This window comes from Anabaena sp. 54 (assembly GCF_017355725.1).
Lineage (GTDB): Bacteria > Cyanobacteriota > Cyanobacteriia > Cyanobacteriales > Nostocaceae > Dolichospermum > Dolichospermum heterosporum.
In genome coordinates, this window is sequence record NZ_JAAVWA010000016.1 from 75,230 (window position 1) to 91,133 (window position 15,904).

Genomic DNA, 15,904 nt, shown 5'->3' on the forward strand with positions numbered 1-15,904 from the left:
GCACGAAGAATCAGCGATTTTGGTTTTGTGTTAAAAAATGTTTATAGTTAAGAAAGCTAAAAACCTGAATGTTTGTAGCTGATAAAAGAAAAACACTAGATTTTTTACTTTATTTACCTACCATCTGCTCCATCTCGTTAAGATTAATAATATCAAGTCTCTCCCTCTGAGTTCAATACTAGTCTCATAACATACTTCAACAATTTCATGCAAAATCAAGCGTCTGATAAAAACTCTAGTCAAGAACCCGATAACTCCTGGATAGTAGAGCTAGTTAAAACGATGATATTGAGTATCTTTCTGGCTCTAGGAATTCGTACCTTTGTCGCCGAAGCTCGTTGGATTCCTACTGGTTCAATGGAACCAACCCTGCATGGTGTAAAGGACCAATGGCAGGCAGACAAAATTATTGTTGATAAAGTAAAGTATAGATTTGCTGAACCGGAACGGGGAGATATAGTAGTATTTTTACCGCCCCAAGAAATACAGAATAATCCTGAACGGGAAGCATTTATTAAAAGAGTAATTGGTTTACCTGGTGAAAAAGTAGAACTGAGAGAAGGCAAAGTATATATCAACAGCAAGCCTTTACGGGAAGATGTTTATCTATCCTCTACTGCACAAACGTTCGTTGAAGCTTGTAACAGCAGTGAACCTAAGCCTCCTTTCTTGGCTCAACCAGAAATTATCCCACAAAATTACTACCTCATGCTCGGTGATAATCGTCCTAACAGTTATGATGGTCGTTGTTGGGGTGTTGTTCCCCGTAGTAATATTATTGGTCGGGCTGTAGTTCGTTTTTGGCCTCTCGATAGAATCGGTACACTTGATAAGTCTCCTGCTTATTCATCTCCACAACCATGAAGTAATGTCATATAGAAGAATTCAGAAGGTAGGGGCGCAGGGCCTGCGCCCTTTGTCAGGACTTCAGAATGAAAAAGGAAGTGTAAATTTTTTAGTATAACTCAAGTGCAAACCCCATATTTAGCAAAGATCTTGCTATATCCAATCAAGTCACTGGATGGTATAGAAGTAGAACAAGCAACTATTCTCTCCAGTGGCGCACTTCAGTATGACCGAGAGTTTGCTTTTGTTGATGGACAAAATAGGTTTGTCAATGGGAAGCGTTATCCGCAAATCCATTTGTTGCGATCGCAGTTTTCCCTAGAACAAAGGTTGTTAAAGATTAAGTTTCCTGGTGAACATTCAGAACAGGTTTTTAACTTAGATGAAGAACGTCCAGCATTAGCCGCAGTTGTTAGCGATTTTTTGGGTTTTCCTGTGCAATTACAACAAAATACTGCAATGGGGTTTCCTGATGATACAGATTCACCAGGGGCAACAGTAATTAGTACAGCTACTTTAACAGAGGTTGCATCCTGGTTTTCTGGTATTAATGTTGATGAAATGCGGCGGCGAATGCGTGCCAATATTGAAATTCATGGTGTCCCAGGATTTTGGGAAGATAGGTTATTTACTGCTAGTGGCGAAACAGTAGCTTTTCAGGTGGGAGATGTCCGCTTTTTAGGAATTAACCCTTGTCAACGTTGTGTAGTCCCCATGCGGGATTCTTATACAGGGGAAGCTTATCCAAACTTTCAAAAAATCTTTGGGCAAAAACGCCAAGCAACTATGCCTACTTGTGTAAATACAGCGCAATTTAATCATTTTTATAGATTAAGTGTAAATACCAGAGTTCCCGTTACGGAAGCAGGGAAAATGATCACTCTGGGCAGTAGTATCGAAATATGCCAATAAAAAATTAGTAACAAAAAAATCTAAATTTTCCTGATGACAGTCTGCAATTTCCAGTGAAATAAACGCATAATGGAAATGTGACTGATTTATTAGCCCCTTTACAATCCCTAAAACAAGGTAATTGGTTCAAATTAATTTGCGGAGCCAGTTATCAACATCTTCCTGCGGTCAGAAATCTCACGTTAGCCTACACTTTGGCAGGTGCTGACTGTGTAGATGTGGCTGCCGACCCGGCAGTTATTGCCGCTACCCAGGAAGCTTTACTAGTAGCCCAAAGCTTGGTAGATGATGCCCAGAAGCGAGGCTTTGCTTTTACAGGTAATTTACCTTTGTTAATGGTTAGTCTCAATGATGGTGAAGATCCCCATTTTCGGAAAGCTGAGTTTAATGATCAGGACTGTCCTAGCGATTGTTCCAGACCATGTGAAAAAATTTGTCCAGCCCAAGCAATTTTATTTAACAATACCAAAGATGATTTTTCTGGAGTAATTTCTGAAAAATGTTATGGCTGTGGCCGTTGCCTTCCTATCTGTCCTTATGGGATAATTTATACAAAATCTTATGTGTCAACGCCAGGAGCGATAGCACCATTGATTATGTCAACGGGAATAGAAGCCGTAGAAATTCATACTCAAGTGGGGCGGTTGGCAGAATTCCAACGGTTATGGGACGCAATGACACCTTGGGCAGATAAATTAAAATTGGTAGCCATCAGTTGTAACGATGGAGAAGGGTTAATTGATTACCTACAAGCTATTTACAATTTGATTGTCCCCCGTCCCCAGTTTCTGATTTGGCAGACTGATGGACGTTCTATGAGTGGTGATATTGGTGATGGTACTACCATAGCCACAATAAAATTAGGACAAAAAGTTTTGACAGCAAACCTACCGGGATATGTGCAGTTAGCAGGCGGCACTAATAGCTACACCGTTCCCAAATTGCGGGGAATGGGACTGCTTAATGATTTTAGATTGCCGATTTTAGATTTTGGATTAGAAGAACACAATCTAAAATCCAAAATCCAAAATCCAAAATCCAAAATAGCCGGGGTTGGCTATGGTAGTTACGCTCGTGTATTGCTGTCACCCATTCTTGACCAGTTGGAAAACAAGGAGGTGATTAACACTGATAGTCAAGGCAATATTCCCTTAGAAGAAGAACCGGAATTACTGTGGGAGGCTGTAAGGCTTGCCCATACTCTCGTTTCCCAGATTAAGTCTGGGCAGTAACGCTCCAACCATGTCTCTAAAAACGTCAAGTCACCAATAGAAAGCATGACGATTACAGAAGATCTCCAAAAGTTGTTAGATATTTTGCCTCAAGACCTCCAAGAAAAATTAGAGAATCATCCGAAAGGGGATATTTTAGTTGAGGTAGTCTTGGATTTAGGCCGTCGCCCTGAAGCTCGGTTTCCCCATGCAGCGGAGTATCTGAGCGAAACACCGGTCACTCAAGCACAGATAGATGATTGCATTCAACGAGTTGGAAATTTTGGGGGGGATAATCGGGCTGGAATTGAGAAAACTTTGCATCGGATCAGTGCTATCCGCAACCGTAGTGGTAAGATTATTGGCTTAACTTGTCGTGTCGGCAGGGCAGTATTCGGAACAATTGCCATGATCCGCGATTTGGTGGAAACTGGTCAATCAATTCTCATGCTGGGTCGTCCTGGTGTTGGTAAAACTACAGCTTTAAGAGAAATCGCCCGCGTGTTGGCGGATGATTTGCATAAACGAGTGGTGATTATTGACACATCTAACGAAATTGCTGGGGATGGTGATGTTGCTCACCCAGCCATTGGTCGTGCAAGACGGATGCAAGTTTCTAAGCCAGAGTTACAACATCAAGTCATGATTGAGGCTGTGGAAAACCATATGCCAGAAGTCATTGTCATTGATGAAATTGGTACAGAACTGGAAGCTTTAGCAGCCCGGACAATTGCCGAACGCGGGGTGCAATTGGTGGGAACTGCCCACGGTAATCAGATTGAAAACCTGATTAAAAATCCTACTCTGTCGGACTTGGTTGGGGGAATTCAGGCTGTGACGCTGGGAGATGATGAGGCTAGACGGCGTGGTTCGCAAAAGACGGTTTTGGAACGCAAAGCTCCGCCTACTTTTGAGATTGCTGTGGAAATGTTGGAACGGCAACGCTGGGTAGTTCATGAGTCTGTGGCTGATACGGTTGATACGTTGTTACGTGGTCGTCAACCTACTCCACAAACTAGAACTGTTGATGATCATGGCAAGGTTGGTATTGTTAGACAGTTGGCTGTAGTCAATGGTGGCAATGGTAATGGTCACGTTACTAATGTGGAAGAATCTTTCCTCTCTGCTAAACCTAATGGTTGGCGTTCTTCTGGACAAATGGTGGCTTTACCACCTTTATCTCTGGATAGAGAAAGACCAACGGGACGCAGTGAATTTGACCGGTTGTTGGATGAATCTTTCAATTACTCGGAAAGTTTTGATTTTGCCAGCCGTAAACAAGCAGGTCCTAATGGGGAAGATTTACCATTGCATATTTACCCCTATGGGGTGAGTCGTCACCAATTGGAACAGGTGATTAATGTGCTAACTTTGCCAGTGATATTGACCAAAGACTTAGATAGTGCAGATGCTATTTTGGCATTGCGATCGCACGTCAAAAATCACGCTAAGTTAAGACAAATGGCTAAGGCTCGTCATGTACCCATTCATGTGATCAAGTCCAGTACAATTCCCCAAATTACTCGCAGTCTCCGCCGCTTACTGAATATTGATGATCCGGATATTGGCGATGACCGAGAATTACAACTGTTATTACACAACGGTAGTGATGATGAAATGGACGCTTTGGAGGAAGCTAGACTTGCTGTAGAGCAAATTGTCATCCCTAAAGGTCAGCCTGTGGAGTTACTACCCCGTTCTTCCCAAGTGCGAAAAATGCAGCATGAGTTGGTAGAACATTATCGCCTCAAATCCGATAGTTTTGGTGATGAACCTAATCGGCGGTTAAGAATTTACCCGGCGTAGGTTGTTGATAATTTTCCCCTGAAAGGATTGTTTTTACATCTTTTCAGGGGATTTTTTTATTGTTTATTGTCAGAATCAGGATGTCCAGGATTTAAGGATTTACACCGATTATTTTTGATTTATTCTTCTGCTTGTTTTACAGCAAATTGTCATCAAACCCGGAACAAGAACCCCACCCCCAACCCCCTCCCCGCAAGCGATGAGGGGGCTAAGATGTACCTTATATGATTGGAAATCGCTGTAAAACTTGTTCATATAAGTAGGTGAACACAATAAAACCAAACTGTGTAAAGAAATGTAAAATCGCCCAAACCCTCTTCACTCTTGCCTCTTGCATGAGTGCCTTTTGCCTTGCCATAACGACAATTTTCAACACCAACCTACTTAGTTTCGTATTTACCCAATATTGAGCTATATATATAGCGGTATGCACTTGAGTGAGATACAGTCAGCCAATCGCAAACTCTGTAGGGGCGCAGGGTCTGCGCCCTCGATTATATTGCATCAAGCGCGATAACCGCTATAAATCATGTCATCAAGTAGGGGTTTTACTTGATCAATAAGCGTTAGCCATACTCCCGAATGGGCGCAGTCCCTGCGCCCCTACCTGCTGATAGCGCAGCGTGGCGTTAGCCATACTTCTAGTAGTTCGTCAAATTTATTTTGACGGGTAATGATCGGAAAAAACTTCTGTTCTCCCCTACCTCCCCTACCTCCCCTACCTCCCCTACCTCCCCTACCTCCCCTACCTCCCCTACCTCCCCTACCCCCCGTCATTTCCGGGTTGACAGACTACTAGTCAGCAGCCATGGTGCGAACAATATCACCACGAGTTAGAATACCAATGACCTTACCCACAGTGTCAAGGACTGGGAGACGGTGAACTTTGTGATCTTGGATTAATTTCGCCGCTTCTCTTAATGGTTTATCAGGAGAAATAGTCAGGGGATTTTTACTCATCACTTCTCCTACTGTTTGTCCTAAAGCTTTATGTAAATCTCGTTCATACGCACCAGGATTTTGTAAATAAATCACGCTATCCAAAATCATAATATATGCAGGAGGAGTCACACCTGTTTCTTGCCACATCAAGTCTGTTTCGGAGATAATTCCCACTAGTTTACCTGCGTCATCAACTACAGGTAAACCGCTAATTCGTTTTTCTGCCAAAATTTGGATAGCTTCTTTTAAGGGAGTTTGAGGATGGACGAGGATAGGATCACGACTCATTACTTCAGCAACAGTTTTAGACACTTTTTTAACTTGCACCTTTTATAAAAGTCTTTTTCACTATTGTAGAAAATTATCGGTGACAAATAAATACTGTTAATAGATTGTTACTTTTTATCTGAAAATAGATGTAGCAGGAACTTAAACCAGAAAACAGATGAGGAGGAGAAAAAGGAAATATTGACAGGGATAAATAAGAGTAGATATGTCTTGTTAAAAAAGAAGATAATTTACCTGTGAAGCAAAAAGAGAAATTGAAAATAGTTCAGAAAGTCTTTCTAGTTATAGAGAAAATACACCTACTTAACGAGGAACTTCGAGGTAGTTATTCACTCCCCCCCTCTAAAATTATCGAAACCCTTGATCTCTCCTAAATTTTTAATTCCTAAATTTGCTTTGGTATCTGGGGAATGTGGGATATGATTATAATGGATGGGGATTGAAATGTGGGTTATAACCTGCTGAATGTACGAAAGGAATTTGTACGGTTGGCTCACCCGAAAGTTACGCCCGTGGACAAGAAGTAGTATTCTACCTTGGTGGAGGCGGGAAATAAACAGCAATGTATGGCTTGCGCCACGTTGTGCTATCAGCATTGTCTAAGTTTTATGGAGCAGAAGTTGTGACCCAGGAATTTCACCTTTCCGCAACGTCGGTGGGGCAAAATGACTATCTGGTGAGGACGGAACAAGTTGCGCCTGGGGTGCCAGTGGCAGAAGAACTGGTGCATTGGCCTGTGGCTGAGTGGTTGACTGCCGCAGGGGATTTAATGGATGATCCTTTGCAGTCAGTGTTGCAGGGGAATATAGTAGCCAGAAACTCTGTTAACTTGGTAGCCTTGGGACAAGATTTGTATAATGCGTTGTTTCAAGGAACGCTGCGGGATAGTTGGATTACCGCCCAAGGTATTGCCCAAAATCACCAACAGGTGCTGCGGCTAAGATTAGGACTGAAGGATACGCGGTTGGCGCGGTTGCCGTGGGAAATTATGCACGCTGGCGATCGCCCTTTGGCTACTGGGCCTTATATTACCTTTGCCCGTTACCAAAGTGGGATTGCCCCACCATCCCGTTTACCAACTCATAATCTGCCCATGTCGCCGGAAGCACGGGGGATAAGAGTGTTAATGGTCATTTCTGCACCTACTGATTTAGTCCGGCTGGATTTACTCAAACAAGAAGCTATTAATCTGAAGGCAGAACTGCGCCGCCAAACATTAAAGGTGGCTGATGGTAATCATCATCTACCAGAAATTGAATTAACTGTTCTAGATCAACCGGGACGGGAAGAACTTACCCAAGCCCTAGAACAGGGACATTACCATATTCTCCACTATTCTGGTCACAGCAATTTGGGTGGCAATGGTGGACAAATTTATTTAGTGAGTAAAAAAACTGGTTTAACAGAAACTCTCAATGGAGATGATTTAGCTGGGCTACTGGTGAATAATAATATTCAAGTGGCAGTGTTTAACTCCTGTTTGGGGGCATATCGGGCGAGATCCGAGGTAGCGGAAGACTCAGGGGAACGGAATTTAACTGAAAGTTTGGTAAAACGAGGAATTAGAAGTATTTTGGCGATGTCAGAACGCATCCCTGACGAGGTGGCACTGACGCTGACACAGTTGTTTTACCGCAATTTGGGTCAGGGCTATGCTTTAGATTTATGTGTAAGTCGAGTCCGTCAAGGTTTAATTTCTGCCTATGGTTCTCAACAGATGTACTGGGCTTTGCCGATTTTGTATCTTCAGCGAGAATTTGATGGTTGTTTGACACCACAAGTTAATTTATCTGGCTATTCTGAGTTGCTGAACGAGTATCAGCCGACTAAGCTGACTAATAGTGATAATTATTCTGCTATAGCCAGTAATCTAGAAAGTATAATGGCTATAGATGATATTCTTAATCATAATTTTGAAGAGGAAACGACGGAGGTAGACTGGCTAGGGGAGGATACTTGGGGTGATCTTGTGGATGAGATTGAGTATGATGACCCTAGCTATAATGAGGACTCGGCAATAGTTTCTGATTTGCTTCGTCAGCTTGGCAATCCGGTGACTAAACCAGAAAAACCAAGTATGAAGGCGGAATTAATCGAGGAGAATCATCATTATCAGTCGGAAATGCAGGTTGCCCCCACGAAACAAAATTTAGATTGGGGAAATGTTCCCACTCAAATTACGCCAACTCCTTTGAATTTTGAGAAGCGTGAGGTAAATCCTCAGTTATCACCGTCACCTGTGACTCCCAAGGGTAATCGCTCTTACTGGATGAAATCACCCTTGTTGCTGTATGGTTTGGTGGGAGCAGGTGTAATTACTATGATTGTGGGGATTGGTTGGTGGTGGCATCAACGACAAGCACAGAAGTCTTCTGATGTTCCACCAATTCCCGGAGAAAATTTCACGAGTAATCAGTATCCACGCATTAATTTAGCTAATTCATCTACGGGAATTGTCACGGCTACAGCTACGGCACAGTTGAGTCAAGGTAATTTAAAGTCTGGGTTGGATGCTATTAATGAATTACTAAATCGTGGGGCTTTTACGGCTGCGGAAACAGCTTTAAATTTGATTCCTGTTCAGGATGCTGAAAATCCATCTGTGAACTTTTTCCGGGGGCGTTTAGCTTGGCAGTTAGTCCAAACGAAAAATAATAAGTACAGTATTGATGATGCCCGTCGTTATTGGGCTAGGGCTGTACAAAATCAGCCAGATTCTCTTTTATATAATAATTCTTTAGGATTTGCCTATTATGGGGAGGATAATCTCAATTATGCTAATGATGCTTGGTTTAAGTCGCTGAGTTTGGCTTTAAAACCTCAACAGAATCAAGGTTCAGGTCCAATGAAATATCCCCAAATAGCGGGAGAACCGGAGGCTTTGACGGCTTATGCTGGGTTAGCATTGGGTTTATATAAATCGGCGAAGAATCAACCTGCTGATAAACGCCAGCAATATTTACAGGAAGCGATTAAACTGCGGCAGATGGTGATTCAAAATGCACCAGCAGACTTTACTATTGAGAGGTTATCACAAAATTGGCTATGGACGGAACAGGCGATCGCTGATTGGCAGAGTCTGGGACAGGCGAAGTGATCACTTTTGCCAAAAAATAGTCCATAATGGGAAGTGTAAAAAAAGTGCGAAATCCCATACATCAGGCTGAAATTAAATAACTATGGCTGTATTCACAGCGTGAGACAATGAATCTGCTTAGATATATAAACGACGTTATTAGAAGTCAGGAATCAAAAAAATGAAAAAAGTAGAAGCCATTATTCGTCCATTTAAATTGGATGAAGTGAAAATAGCCTTAGTTAATGCGGGCATCGTCGGGATGACAGTTTCTGAAGTTCGGGGTTTCGGACGGCAAAAGGGTCAAACTGAACGCTATCGGGGTTCGGAATATACTGTGGAGTTTCTCCAAAAACTGAAAGTGGAAATTGTGGTTGAAGATGCCCAAGTTGATATGGTTGTAGATAAAATTATCGCCGCCGCCCGTACCGGTGAAATTGGTGATGGTAAAATTTTCATCTCCCCTGTTGAACAAATTGTGAGAATTAGAACAGGTGAAAAGAATACTGAAGCTGTGTAAGTAGTCAGTAGTTAATACTGTGGATTAAAAAATAGCGTTGCTGAGTCCCTGACTGTGAAAACAGAAAATCAGCAGCGTTTTTTTATCTTTATTTGACAGAGTGGGTAAGTAATTGCCAATTACTTACTTGCTTTAAGTCATTTATTTTGCCCGCAAAGATATATTGGAGTGCAGTGCGTGTTTGCAAATATCCCCTGACTAAATAATGTCCTGGTTGAAGATTAATGTCATCTATAGCTTGAGTGAATTTAACGGTAGTTCCACAAAAGGTTTTATTGACTGGTAAATTAACTTTGATAAGCCAATCATATACATAATTATTTGGCAGCATAAATACAGCATATACATGATGTTGACCCAACCAGGGACGGACTAATATTTTCTCAGGATGGATGTAAGATTGTGTAATTTGGCTAACCATAAATCCCTCTTTTTCACAGGGAAAACTTGGGGATTTATCTAAGAACTTAACAAAGCCAATTATGATCACTAAAGTCAAAGAAAATAAAAAATAAGGGAGTTGACGGTTTCGCACTGCTAGTATCAAGGTTTCCATTTTAATAGGATACCCAAAATAATAAAGTGTGTTACTAACTAGGTTAGCATTGAAAATTGTCGTTTTGGGAAGGCAAGAGGCACTCATGCAAGAGGCAAGAGTGAAGAAGCTTTGGGCGATTTTACTTTTCTTTACACACTTTGGTTTTATTGTGTTCACCTACTTACACAGCCACTATTGCGATCGCTCATACAGCGATTTCCAATCATATAAGGTACATCTTAGCCCCCTCATCGCACCCCCCTCAATCCCCCCGCAGCGGGGGGAAGAAAAGGATAAGCTTTTGATACTGGAGGGGGTTGGGGGTGGGGTTCTTGTTCCGGGTTTGATGACAATTTGCTGTAATATTCAATAAATCATCTAAACCTCCAGGAGACCCCCACCAAGTCCCTAAAACAAATACTTTGGACATAATATTTTGCTCCGAAGAGCCTCCCATTTCTGGGGTCATGTTAGCTTTGACAATGTTAGAGGTCGGTAACTATCTTAAAAGCACTGGTTTAACCCTTAAGCCTGTTTAACTTTGAAGTTCTAGAGCAGGGAACTAGCTACGCATCCCCTGGTAGGTCTTTAACTCTTCCCTCTAACGTAGTTCGGTTAAGAACTGAGTCTGGTCAACTAGGCTTTTACAAGCCCTCACTTACCCGAAGGGAAATGATGGGTGGTTGACTTTATTACCCGTAATTACTGCCATGAATAGGAATTCGGTTTGAATCGCTGTGTTAAATTTTGCCACAGGTCAGGCATAATCCTGCTTATGTTGATTATCAGCCATAGTCGGGCGATGACCACCCTCTATGGACACACTAGAATTATATGTTAGTGAAGGACAAACTGTACAGAAAGGACAAGCGATCGCTGCTGTTCTACAGGCTTAAGTAGTGAGACAGAATTAGTTACACAATGTCATTGCAAATGGAACGAAGTGAAATCAAGCAATCGCCAGGGTTGTGATTGCTTCCCTTCGCTCGCAATGACTGTAAATATTTTTGTCCAATTACTTATCCACCAGACCCCACCTCCATTTTGAAGTCCGCCGTGATGGTAAGTAGTGAGACAGAATTAATTACACAATGTCATTGCGTTAGCGCAGCGTGGCGTTAGCCATATATAACGAAGTGAAATGAAGCAATTCCAAGGGTTGTGATTGCTTCCCTTCGCTCGCAATGACTGTAAATATTTTTGTCCAATTACTTACACCCGTTGACCCAGTAAATTACTCATAATTTAATTTTATTTAAATTCAAAAAGTATGCTATGGTAATAGAGATATAAGGGCGCGTGGCTCAGTGGATAGAGCAACAGGTTCCGGTCCTGTAGATCGGGGGTTCGAATCCCTCCGCGCTCATTTGTCGTTTGCCAGATTATTTGTCCGCGTTGACAAATTGGTGTCCGCATTGCCAAATTATTGTCCCTCACGGTCAATAGTTTGTTTACTAAGTAATGGGACAGAATTAATTACACAATTGATTTTTCTGTTCCCTGTTCCCTGCGATGCACTGAGCTTGTCGAAGTGTTCCCTGTTCCCTCTCTCAACGAGTGAATTTAATTTTGTCCGACTACTTATTATAAGCTCCGTCCAAATTAAACCGACGACCTTCCGATCTTTCAACCCACCTAAATATTTTTTGTATTTTTGCACTAACGCATTTCAACTCGCCCCACTCCGGGAGGGGTGTTGAAACTATTCAGACACCAATACCACAACAACCTAAGCTATTGCCTTTCAACCCGCCCCACTCCGGGAGGGGTGTTGAAAGGTGTTGAAATCTTTATTGCTAATTTTACAGCCATTTTTGAGTAGATAACTAATGGCACAACGAGTTAAATTATCTTCTGTATTACTGTAAGTGTCGAATAAGTTTTTTGATAAATTACGTTCGCTATCTGAAGTTGGAGATTTTTTCCCTTTTTTACTTTTCGCTGGTTGAGTTTCAGCAGGATTTTGGGGAGCAAATTGAGCCAAAATTTCGGCAGATTCTGTGATTCCCGTGTGGTTAGATGTTATTTATCAGGGGTTAGCTAAAAAATTGGCTGATTAAAACTGAAGTCGCATGATTACTGTATATTGGGAGCATCGCTTGCTTTTGATGAAAGTGCGATGCCTTCGGCGAGCGGAGCGATCGCTCTAAATAAAATTTTATGAACTATATTTAAATATTATTATTGCAGCAATGGATAATACTCCTGTACTCTTGAAGAATATCAATCAATATCGTCAGTAACCCAGCCCTAAAGGGACTGGGCTTGCAAGAGTAATCAAGCAAGCCGTACTGACCAGACCACCCTAAGCTTAGTCTAAGGGTAGCCGTTATTTGAGTCACGACACCCACCGAATGCGTAGCCAGTTCCCTGCTCTGTCGCTTGTGATTAAACAGTTCTAAGGTCACTGGAACAGTGTTGCAAGCCTAACAAGCTCTCATAACAGGTCGAGGCTAACATTACCCCAGAAATGGGAGTTGGTTTCCAGATTCCAATCAAAAATCTGGTTTCAATTTTAATATCCACAGCGGTTAAAACCGCTCGTGTCGTTTCCCTCTCAGGGCTAAAGCCACTGAGTTTCCCACTTACCGGGTATTCTTATGACAATGTGATGGTTGAAATCTGAAACTATACTTTAATTCAGCGTAAAAAACGGAATGTCACAGTCTGGACTACTTGAACTAGCACATGAAAAGCTTCACTGGCCAACTCCACAAGAAATTTTGGAGCCATCTGGTGCTGGTCCAAGTGTTTATGCACGAATCGCTAGGGAAAAATTAGGTAGAACTATCAGCAAACTTTCCGATGGTCATGGTGTGCAAATAGGCGTGCTGGCTGGAAATCCTCAAGGTGACTCAACAGAAACACCCATTGCTCTGGTGTGTGACTTTCCCACAGAAATATCAGAAGAAACACTGAGAAAAACTCATCAACTTGCTTGGAGTTTTTCTCGTACACCATCACTAATTACAACAGAACCTAATCGCTTAAGAATTTGGACGTGCTACGAAAAACCTCCAAAAGAAAAAGATATTATCAATCCTGTAATTGATGTTTCTAAACGGGAAATTGAGTCATTTAATCAGGTATCTCTTTCAGGTCAAGCTGCTGAAACTTTGCGGTTACACTGGGCTGATTTAGTATCAGGTCAATTTTTTCAAGAACATAGCCAGCGATTTCAACGAAAACAAGCCGCTGACCAGATGCTCTTGAAAAATCTGAAAAGTGTTCGGAAAAGACTTCAAAAAAATAAACTTGATGATGATACAATTCATGATTTATTAGCCAGAATTATTTTCATTCAATTCCTTTTTGACCGTCAAGATTTTGAAGATAATCCTGCTTTAAATATAACTGAGAAATTATTATTATCGGCTAGATACTCTCGTTTAGCTGACATATTAAGAAATCATAGAGATACTTACCAATTTTTCCGTTGGCTCAACAGCAAGTTTAATGGTGATTTATTCCCAGGCAAAGGAGCTACTGAAGAAGAACGTGAAGCTGAATGGCAAACAGAAGAACAAAAAGTTAAAGAACTTCATCTAAATATACTTGCTGATTTTGTTAGTGGTCATGTAGACATTGAAACTGGACAATTAAGTCTATGGCCATACTACCATTTTGACGTTATACCTTTGGAGTTTATTAGCAGTATATATGAGGAGTTTGTTAGTAAAGAATCTGGCACAGGAGTTCATTACACACCAGAACATATAGTTGACTTTGTACTAGATGGTGTTTTACCTTGGGATAGTCAAGAATGGGATATCAAGATTCTTGATCCTGCTTGTGGTTCAGGAATTTTTCTTGTTAAAGCATTTCAGCGTTTAATTCATAGATGGGAACAAGCTCATCCAAAAACAATTCAGCCAAGTGATTTAAAATATTTACTAGAAAATAATTTATTTGGTATTGATGTAGATGCTCAAGCTGTGAGAGTAGCATCTTTTAGTCTTTATTTAACCATGCTTGATAAAGTTGAACCTCAATATTATTGGGAGAATGAGTTTCGCTTTCCTAGATTACGTGAACGTCAATTAATTGCTGCTGATTTTTTTCAAGAAGATAAAGAAGGTTTTCGTTCTGTTCAGGATGCTGGTAAATATGATTTAGTCGTAGGTAATGCACCCTGGGGTAAAAATACTGTCACTCCGGCAGCAAAATCTTGGGCTAGAGATGTTTGGACAATAACCTATGGTAATATTGGTCCACTTTTTCTGCCAAAAGCTGCTGCTTTAACTAAATCTGGTGGACAAATAGCAATGATGCAACCTGCACTGGCTTTGATTTTTAATCAGGTCGGCACTGCTCAAGAATTTAGATCCAGACTTTTTTCAGAGTTCAAAATTGACGAAATAGTTAATTTGTCTGCATTACGTTTTGGACTTTTCAAAGATGCTATTTCTCCAGCTTGTATCATTACAATGTCAGCAATACCTCCTGATGGTGAGCCTTTGACATACATTTGTCCCAAGCCCGTTATGACAAATGAGGATGACTATCATATAGTAATTGAGCCAGATTATATTAATACAATTTACCCACAAGAAGCGATCGCAAATCCATTAGTTTGGACAGCTTTAATGTGGGGAGGAAGACGTGATCTATCCTTGGTAAAAAGATTGAATCAAGAATCAAGTATTAAAAAACTTAAACAGCGTGGCATTGCTAAAACACGCCAAGGAGTAATAAGAAGTGATGGAAGAAAAGTAGAAAATAGTCTATTGAATAAACGAATACTGGAATCAGATGAATCACTTGATAGCAGTTTTCTCTACCTAAACGCTGAAGAACTTCCTATCAATGATGATCCATGTATTGACTCTGGTACAGGATTAAGTAGCCTATCTGCATTTCAACTGCCACAAATGATTGTAAAGCAAAGTTGGCAGAAAGAAAGCCTTAGATTTTGTTCAGTAATAGTTAATCCTGATGGTACAAATCAAGGAATTATCTGCTCTAAAAGTTATGTGAGCATACATATTCCTGACGAGAATATTTCACAATTGAATGCTGCGTGTCTATCATACAACAGTAAGTTAGCTGTCTACTATTTACTACTTACTAGCGGTCGTTTTGCTTCTTATATCCCAGAAGTTAATGTAAATGATTTACTGCGTGTGCCAATACCTAAATTATCGGTAGGAGAATTACATAATATAAAAACAATTGATGGTATAGATGAGCGCATACGACAAGCTTTTGAATTTAAAGATAGTGAATGGGTGCTAATTAATGATCTATTTAATTACACTCTGCCAGATTTTAAAGGAGATGTTGCTTCTCCAGGACGCAAAAGAACTCACCGTATAGATAATAATCAATCTCAGAATAATACTGAACCTGAACTTACGGCATATTGTGAGTATTTCTTGCGAGTTCTTAAAGCAGGATTTGGACAAGATAAACAAGTTTGCGCCACGATATTTCAGGAACAAACTAAGACTCTTCTTCCTGTCCGCTTAGTGGCTATTTATCTTAATAAGCCTGATTCTGAAGGTGTTCATATTAAAACTATTGACTCCCCTGATTTAATGGAACGATTGGAAAGCTTAAATAAGTTGTATCTGGAAAGAGGAAGTATAGAAGATGGTGGGATCTTTTATCAGCGTGTTGCCAGGATTTATGATTCAGTAGATTTGAATGGAGTAAAAATTCCTACTATTTATTTAATCAAACCTGACAAAATTCGTTATTGGACTCGCTCTATGGCTTTAAGAGATGCTGACGAAGTAGCCGCAGATATTATGACTTAGATATAT

10 protein-coding genes, 1 tRNA gene and 1 pseudogene are annotated in these 15,904 nt (G+C 40.9%); 9 read left to right on the forward strand and 3 right to left on the reverse strand.

Features of this window, described 5'->3' with window-relative positions; all coding sequences use genetic code 11:
• The first annotated feature begins 207 nt into the window (after positions 1–207).
• The 4 genes from lepB to HEQ36_RS15570 all read left to right on the forward strand — a co-directional run bounded on the left by lepB (position 208) and on the right by HEQ36_RS15570 (position 4,775).
• Positions 208–864, forward strand: a complete 657-nt coding sequence (gene lepB / locus HEQ36_RS15555) for a signal peptidase I (RefSeq protein WP_168635418.1) — start codon at positions 208–210, stop codon at positions 862–864.
• Positions 865–969: 105 nt separating this feature from the next.
• Positions 970–1,758 (forward strand): MOSC N-terminal beta barrel domain-containing protein, encoded by a 789-nt coding sequence (locus HEQ36_RS15560; protein ID WP_168635419.1) that lies wholly within the window; start codon positions 970–972, stop codon positions 1,756–1,758.
• A 77-nt stretch (positions 1,759–1,835) separates the two neighbouring features.
• Positions 1,836–2,990: a circadian clock protein LdpA gene (gene ldpA / locus HEQ36_RS15565; RefSeq protein ID WP_168635420.1), complete on the forward strand. Its 1,155-nt coding sequence runs from the start codon at positions 1,836–1,838 to the stop codon at positions 2,988–2,990.
• A 45-nt stretch (positions 2,991–3,035) separates the two neighbouring features.
• A complete protein-coding gene (locus tag HEQ36_RS15570; RefSeq protein ID WP_027401132.1) occupies positions 3,036–4,775 on the forward strand; it encodes a R3H domain-containing nucleic acid-binding protein in 1,740 nt (579 codons plus the stop codon).
• 795 nt (positions 4,776–5,570) lie between these two features.
• Here the strand turns inward: HEQ36_RS15570 and HEQ36_RS15575 are convergent.
• Positions 5,571–6,029, reverse strand: coding sequence for a CBS domain-containing protein (locus HEQ36_RS15575; protein WP_290708017.1), 459 nt, complete (start codon positions 6,027–6,029; stop codon positions 5,571–5,573).
• A gap of 598 nt (positions 6,030–6,627) precedes the next feature.
• Here HEQ36_RS15575 and hetF point away from each other — a divergent pair.
• Together hetF and HEQ36_RS15585 are read left to right on the forward strand one after the other, a co-directional pair.
• Entirely contained in the window at positions 6,628–9,102 is a 2,475-nt protein-coding gene (gene hetF, locus HEQ36_RS15580) for a cell division protein HetF (RefSeq protein WP_168636800.1), read from the forward strand.
• A 160-nt stretch (positions 9,103–9,262) separates the two neighbouring features.
• Entirely contained in the window at positions 9,263–9,601 is a 339-nt protein-coding gene (locus tag HEQ36_RS15585) for a P-II family nitrogen regulator (protein WP_039201734.1), read from the forward strand.
• Between the two features lie 88 nt (positions 9,602–9,689).
• On the opposite strand, the gene HEQ36_RS15590 is transcribed toward HEQ36_RS15585, so the two are convergent.
• Entirely contained in the window at positions 9,690–10,157 is a 468-nt protein-coding gene (locus HEQ36_RS15590) for a hypothetical protein (RefSeq protein ID WP_168636689.1), read from the reverse strand.
• A 760-nt stretch (positions 10,158–10,917) separates the two neighbouring features.
• On the opposite strand from HEQ36_RS15590, the pseudogene HEQ36_RS15595 reads away from it, so the two are divergent.
• Positions 10,918–11,023: pseudogene (locus HEQ36_RS15595) on the forward strand (peptidoglycan DD-metalloendopeptidase family protein); the annotation flags it as partial.
• Positions 11,024–11,432: 409 nt separating this feature from the next.
• A tRNA-Arg gene (locus HEQ36_RS15600) sits at positions 11,433–11,505 on the forward strand.
• Positions 11,506–11,883: 378 nt separating this feature from the next.
• On the opposite strand, the gene HEQ36_RS15605 is transcribed toward HEQ36_RS15600, so the two are convergent.
• Positions 11,884–12,123, reverse strand: coding sequence for a hypothetical protein (locus HEQ36_RS15605; protein WP_190384013.1), 240 nt, complete (start codon positions 12,121–12,123; stop codon positions 11,884–11,886).
• Between the two features lie 673 nt (positions 12,124–12,796).
• Here HEQ36_RS15605 and HEQ36_RS15610 point away from each other — a divergent pair.
• Positions 12,797–15,898: an N-6 DNA methylase gene (locus tag HEQ36_RS15610; protein WP_168636690.1), complete on the forward strand. Its 3,102-nt coding sequence runs from the start codon at positions 12,797–12,799 to the stop codon at positions 15,896–15,898.
• Positions 15,899–15,904: the final 6 nt, after the last annotated feature.

Excerpts from the sequence above, each read along its gene's own strand:
- HEQ36_RS15590 (WP_168636689.1), bottom strand. The coding sequence starts at position 10,157 with ATGGAAACCTTGATACTAGCAGTGCGAAACCGTCAACTCCCTTATTTT.
- HEQ36_RS15585 (WP_039201734.1), top strand. The coding sequence starts at position 9,263 with ATGAAAAAAGTAGAAGCCATTATTCGTCCATTTAAATTGGATGAAGTG.
- HEQ36_RS15610 (WP_168636690.1), top strand. The coding sequence starts at position 12,797 with ATGTCACAGTCTGGACTACTTGAACTAGCACATGAAAAGCTTCACTGG.
- HEQ36_RS15570 (WP_027401132.1), top strand. The coding sequence starts at position 3,036 with ATGACGATTACAGAAGATCTCCAAAAGTTGTTAGATATTTTGCCTCAA.
- lepB (WP_168635418.1), top strand. The coding sequence starts at position 208 with ATGCAAAATCAAGCGTCTGATAAAAACTCTAGTCAAGAACCCGATAAC.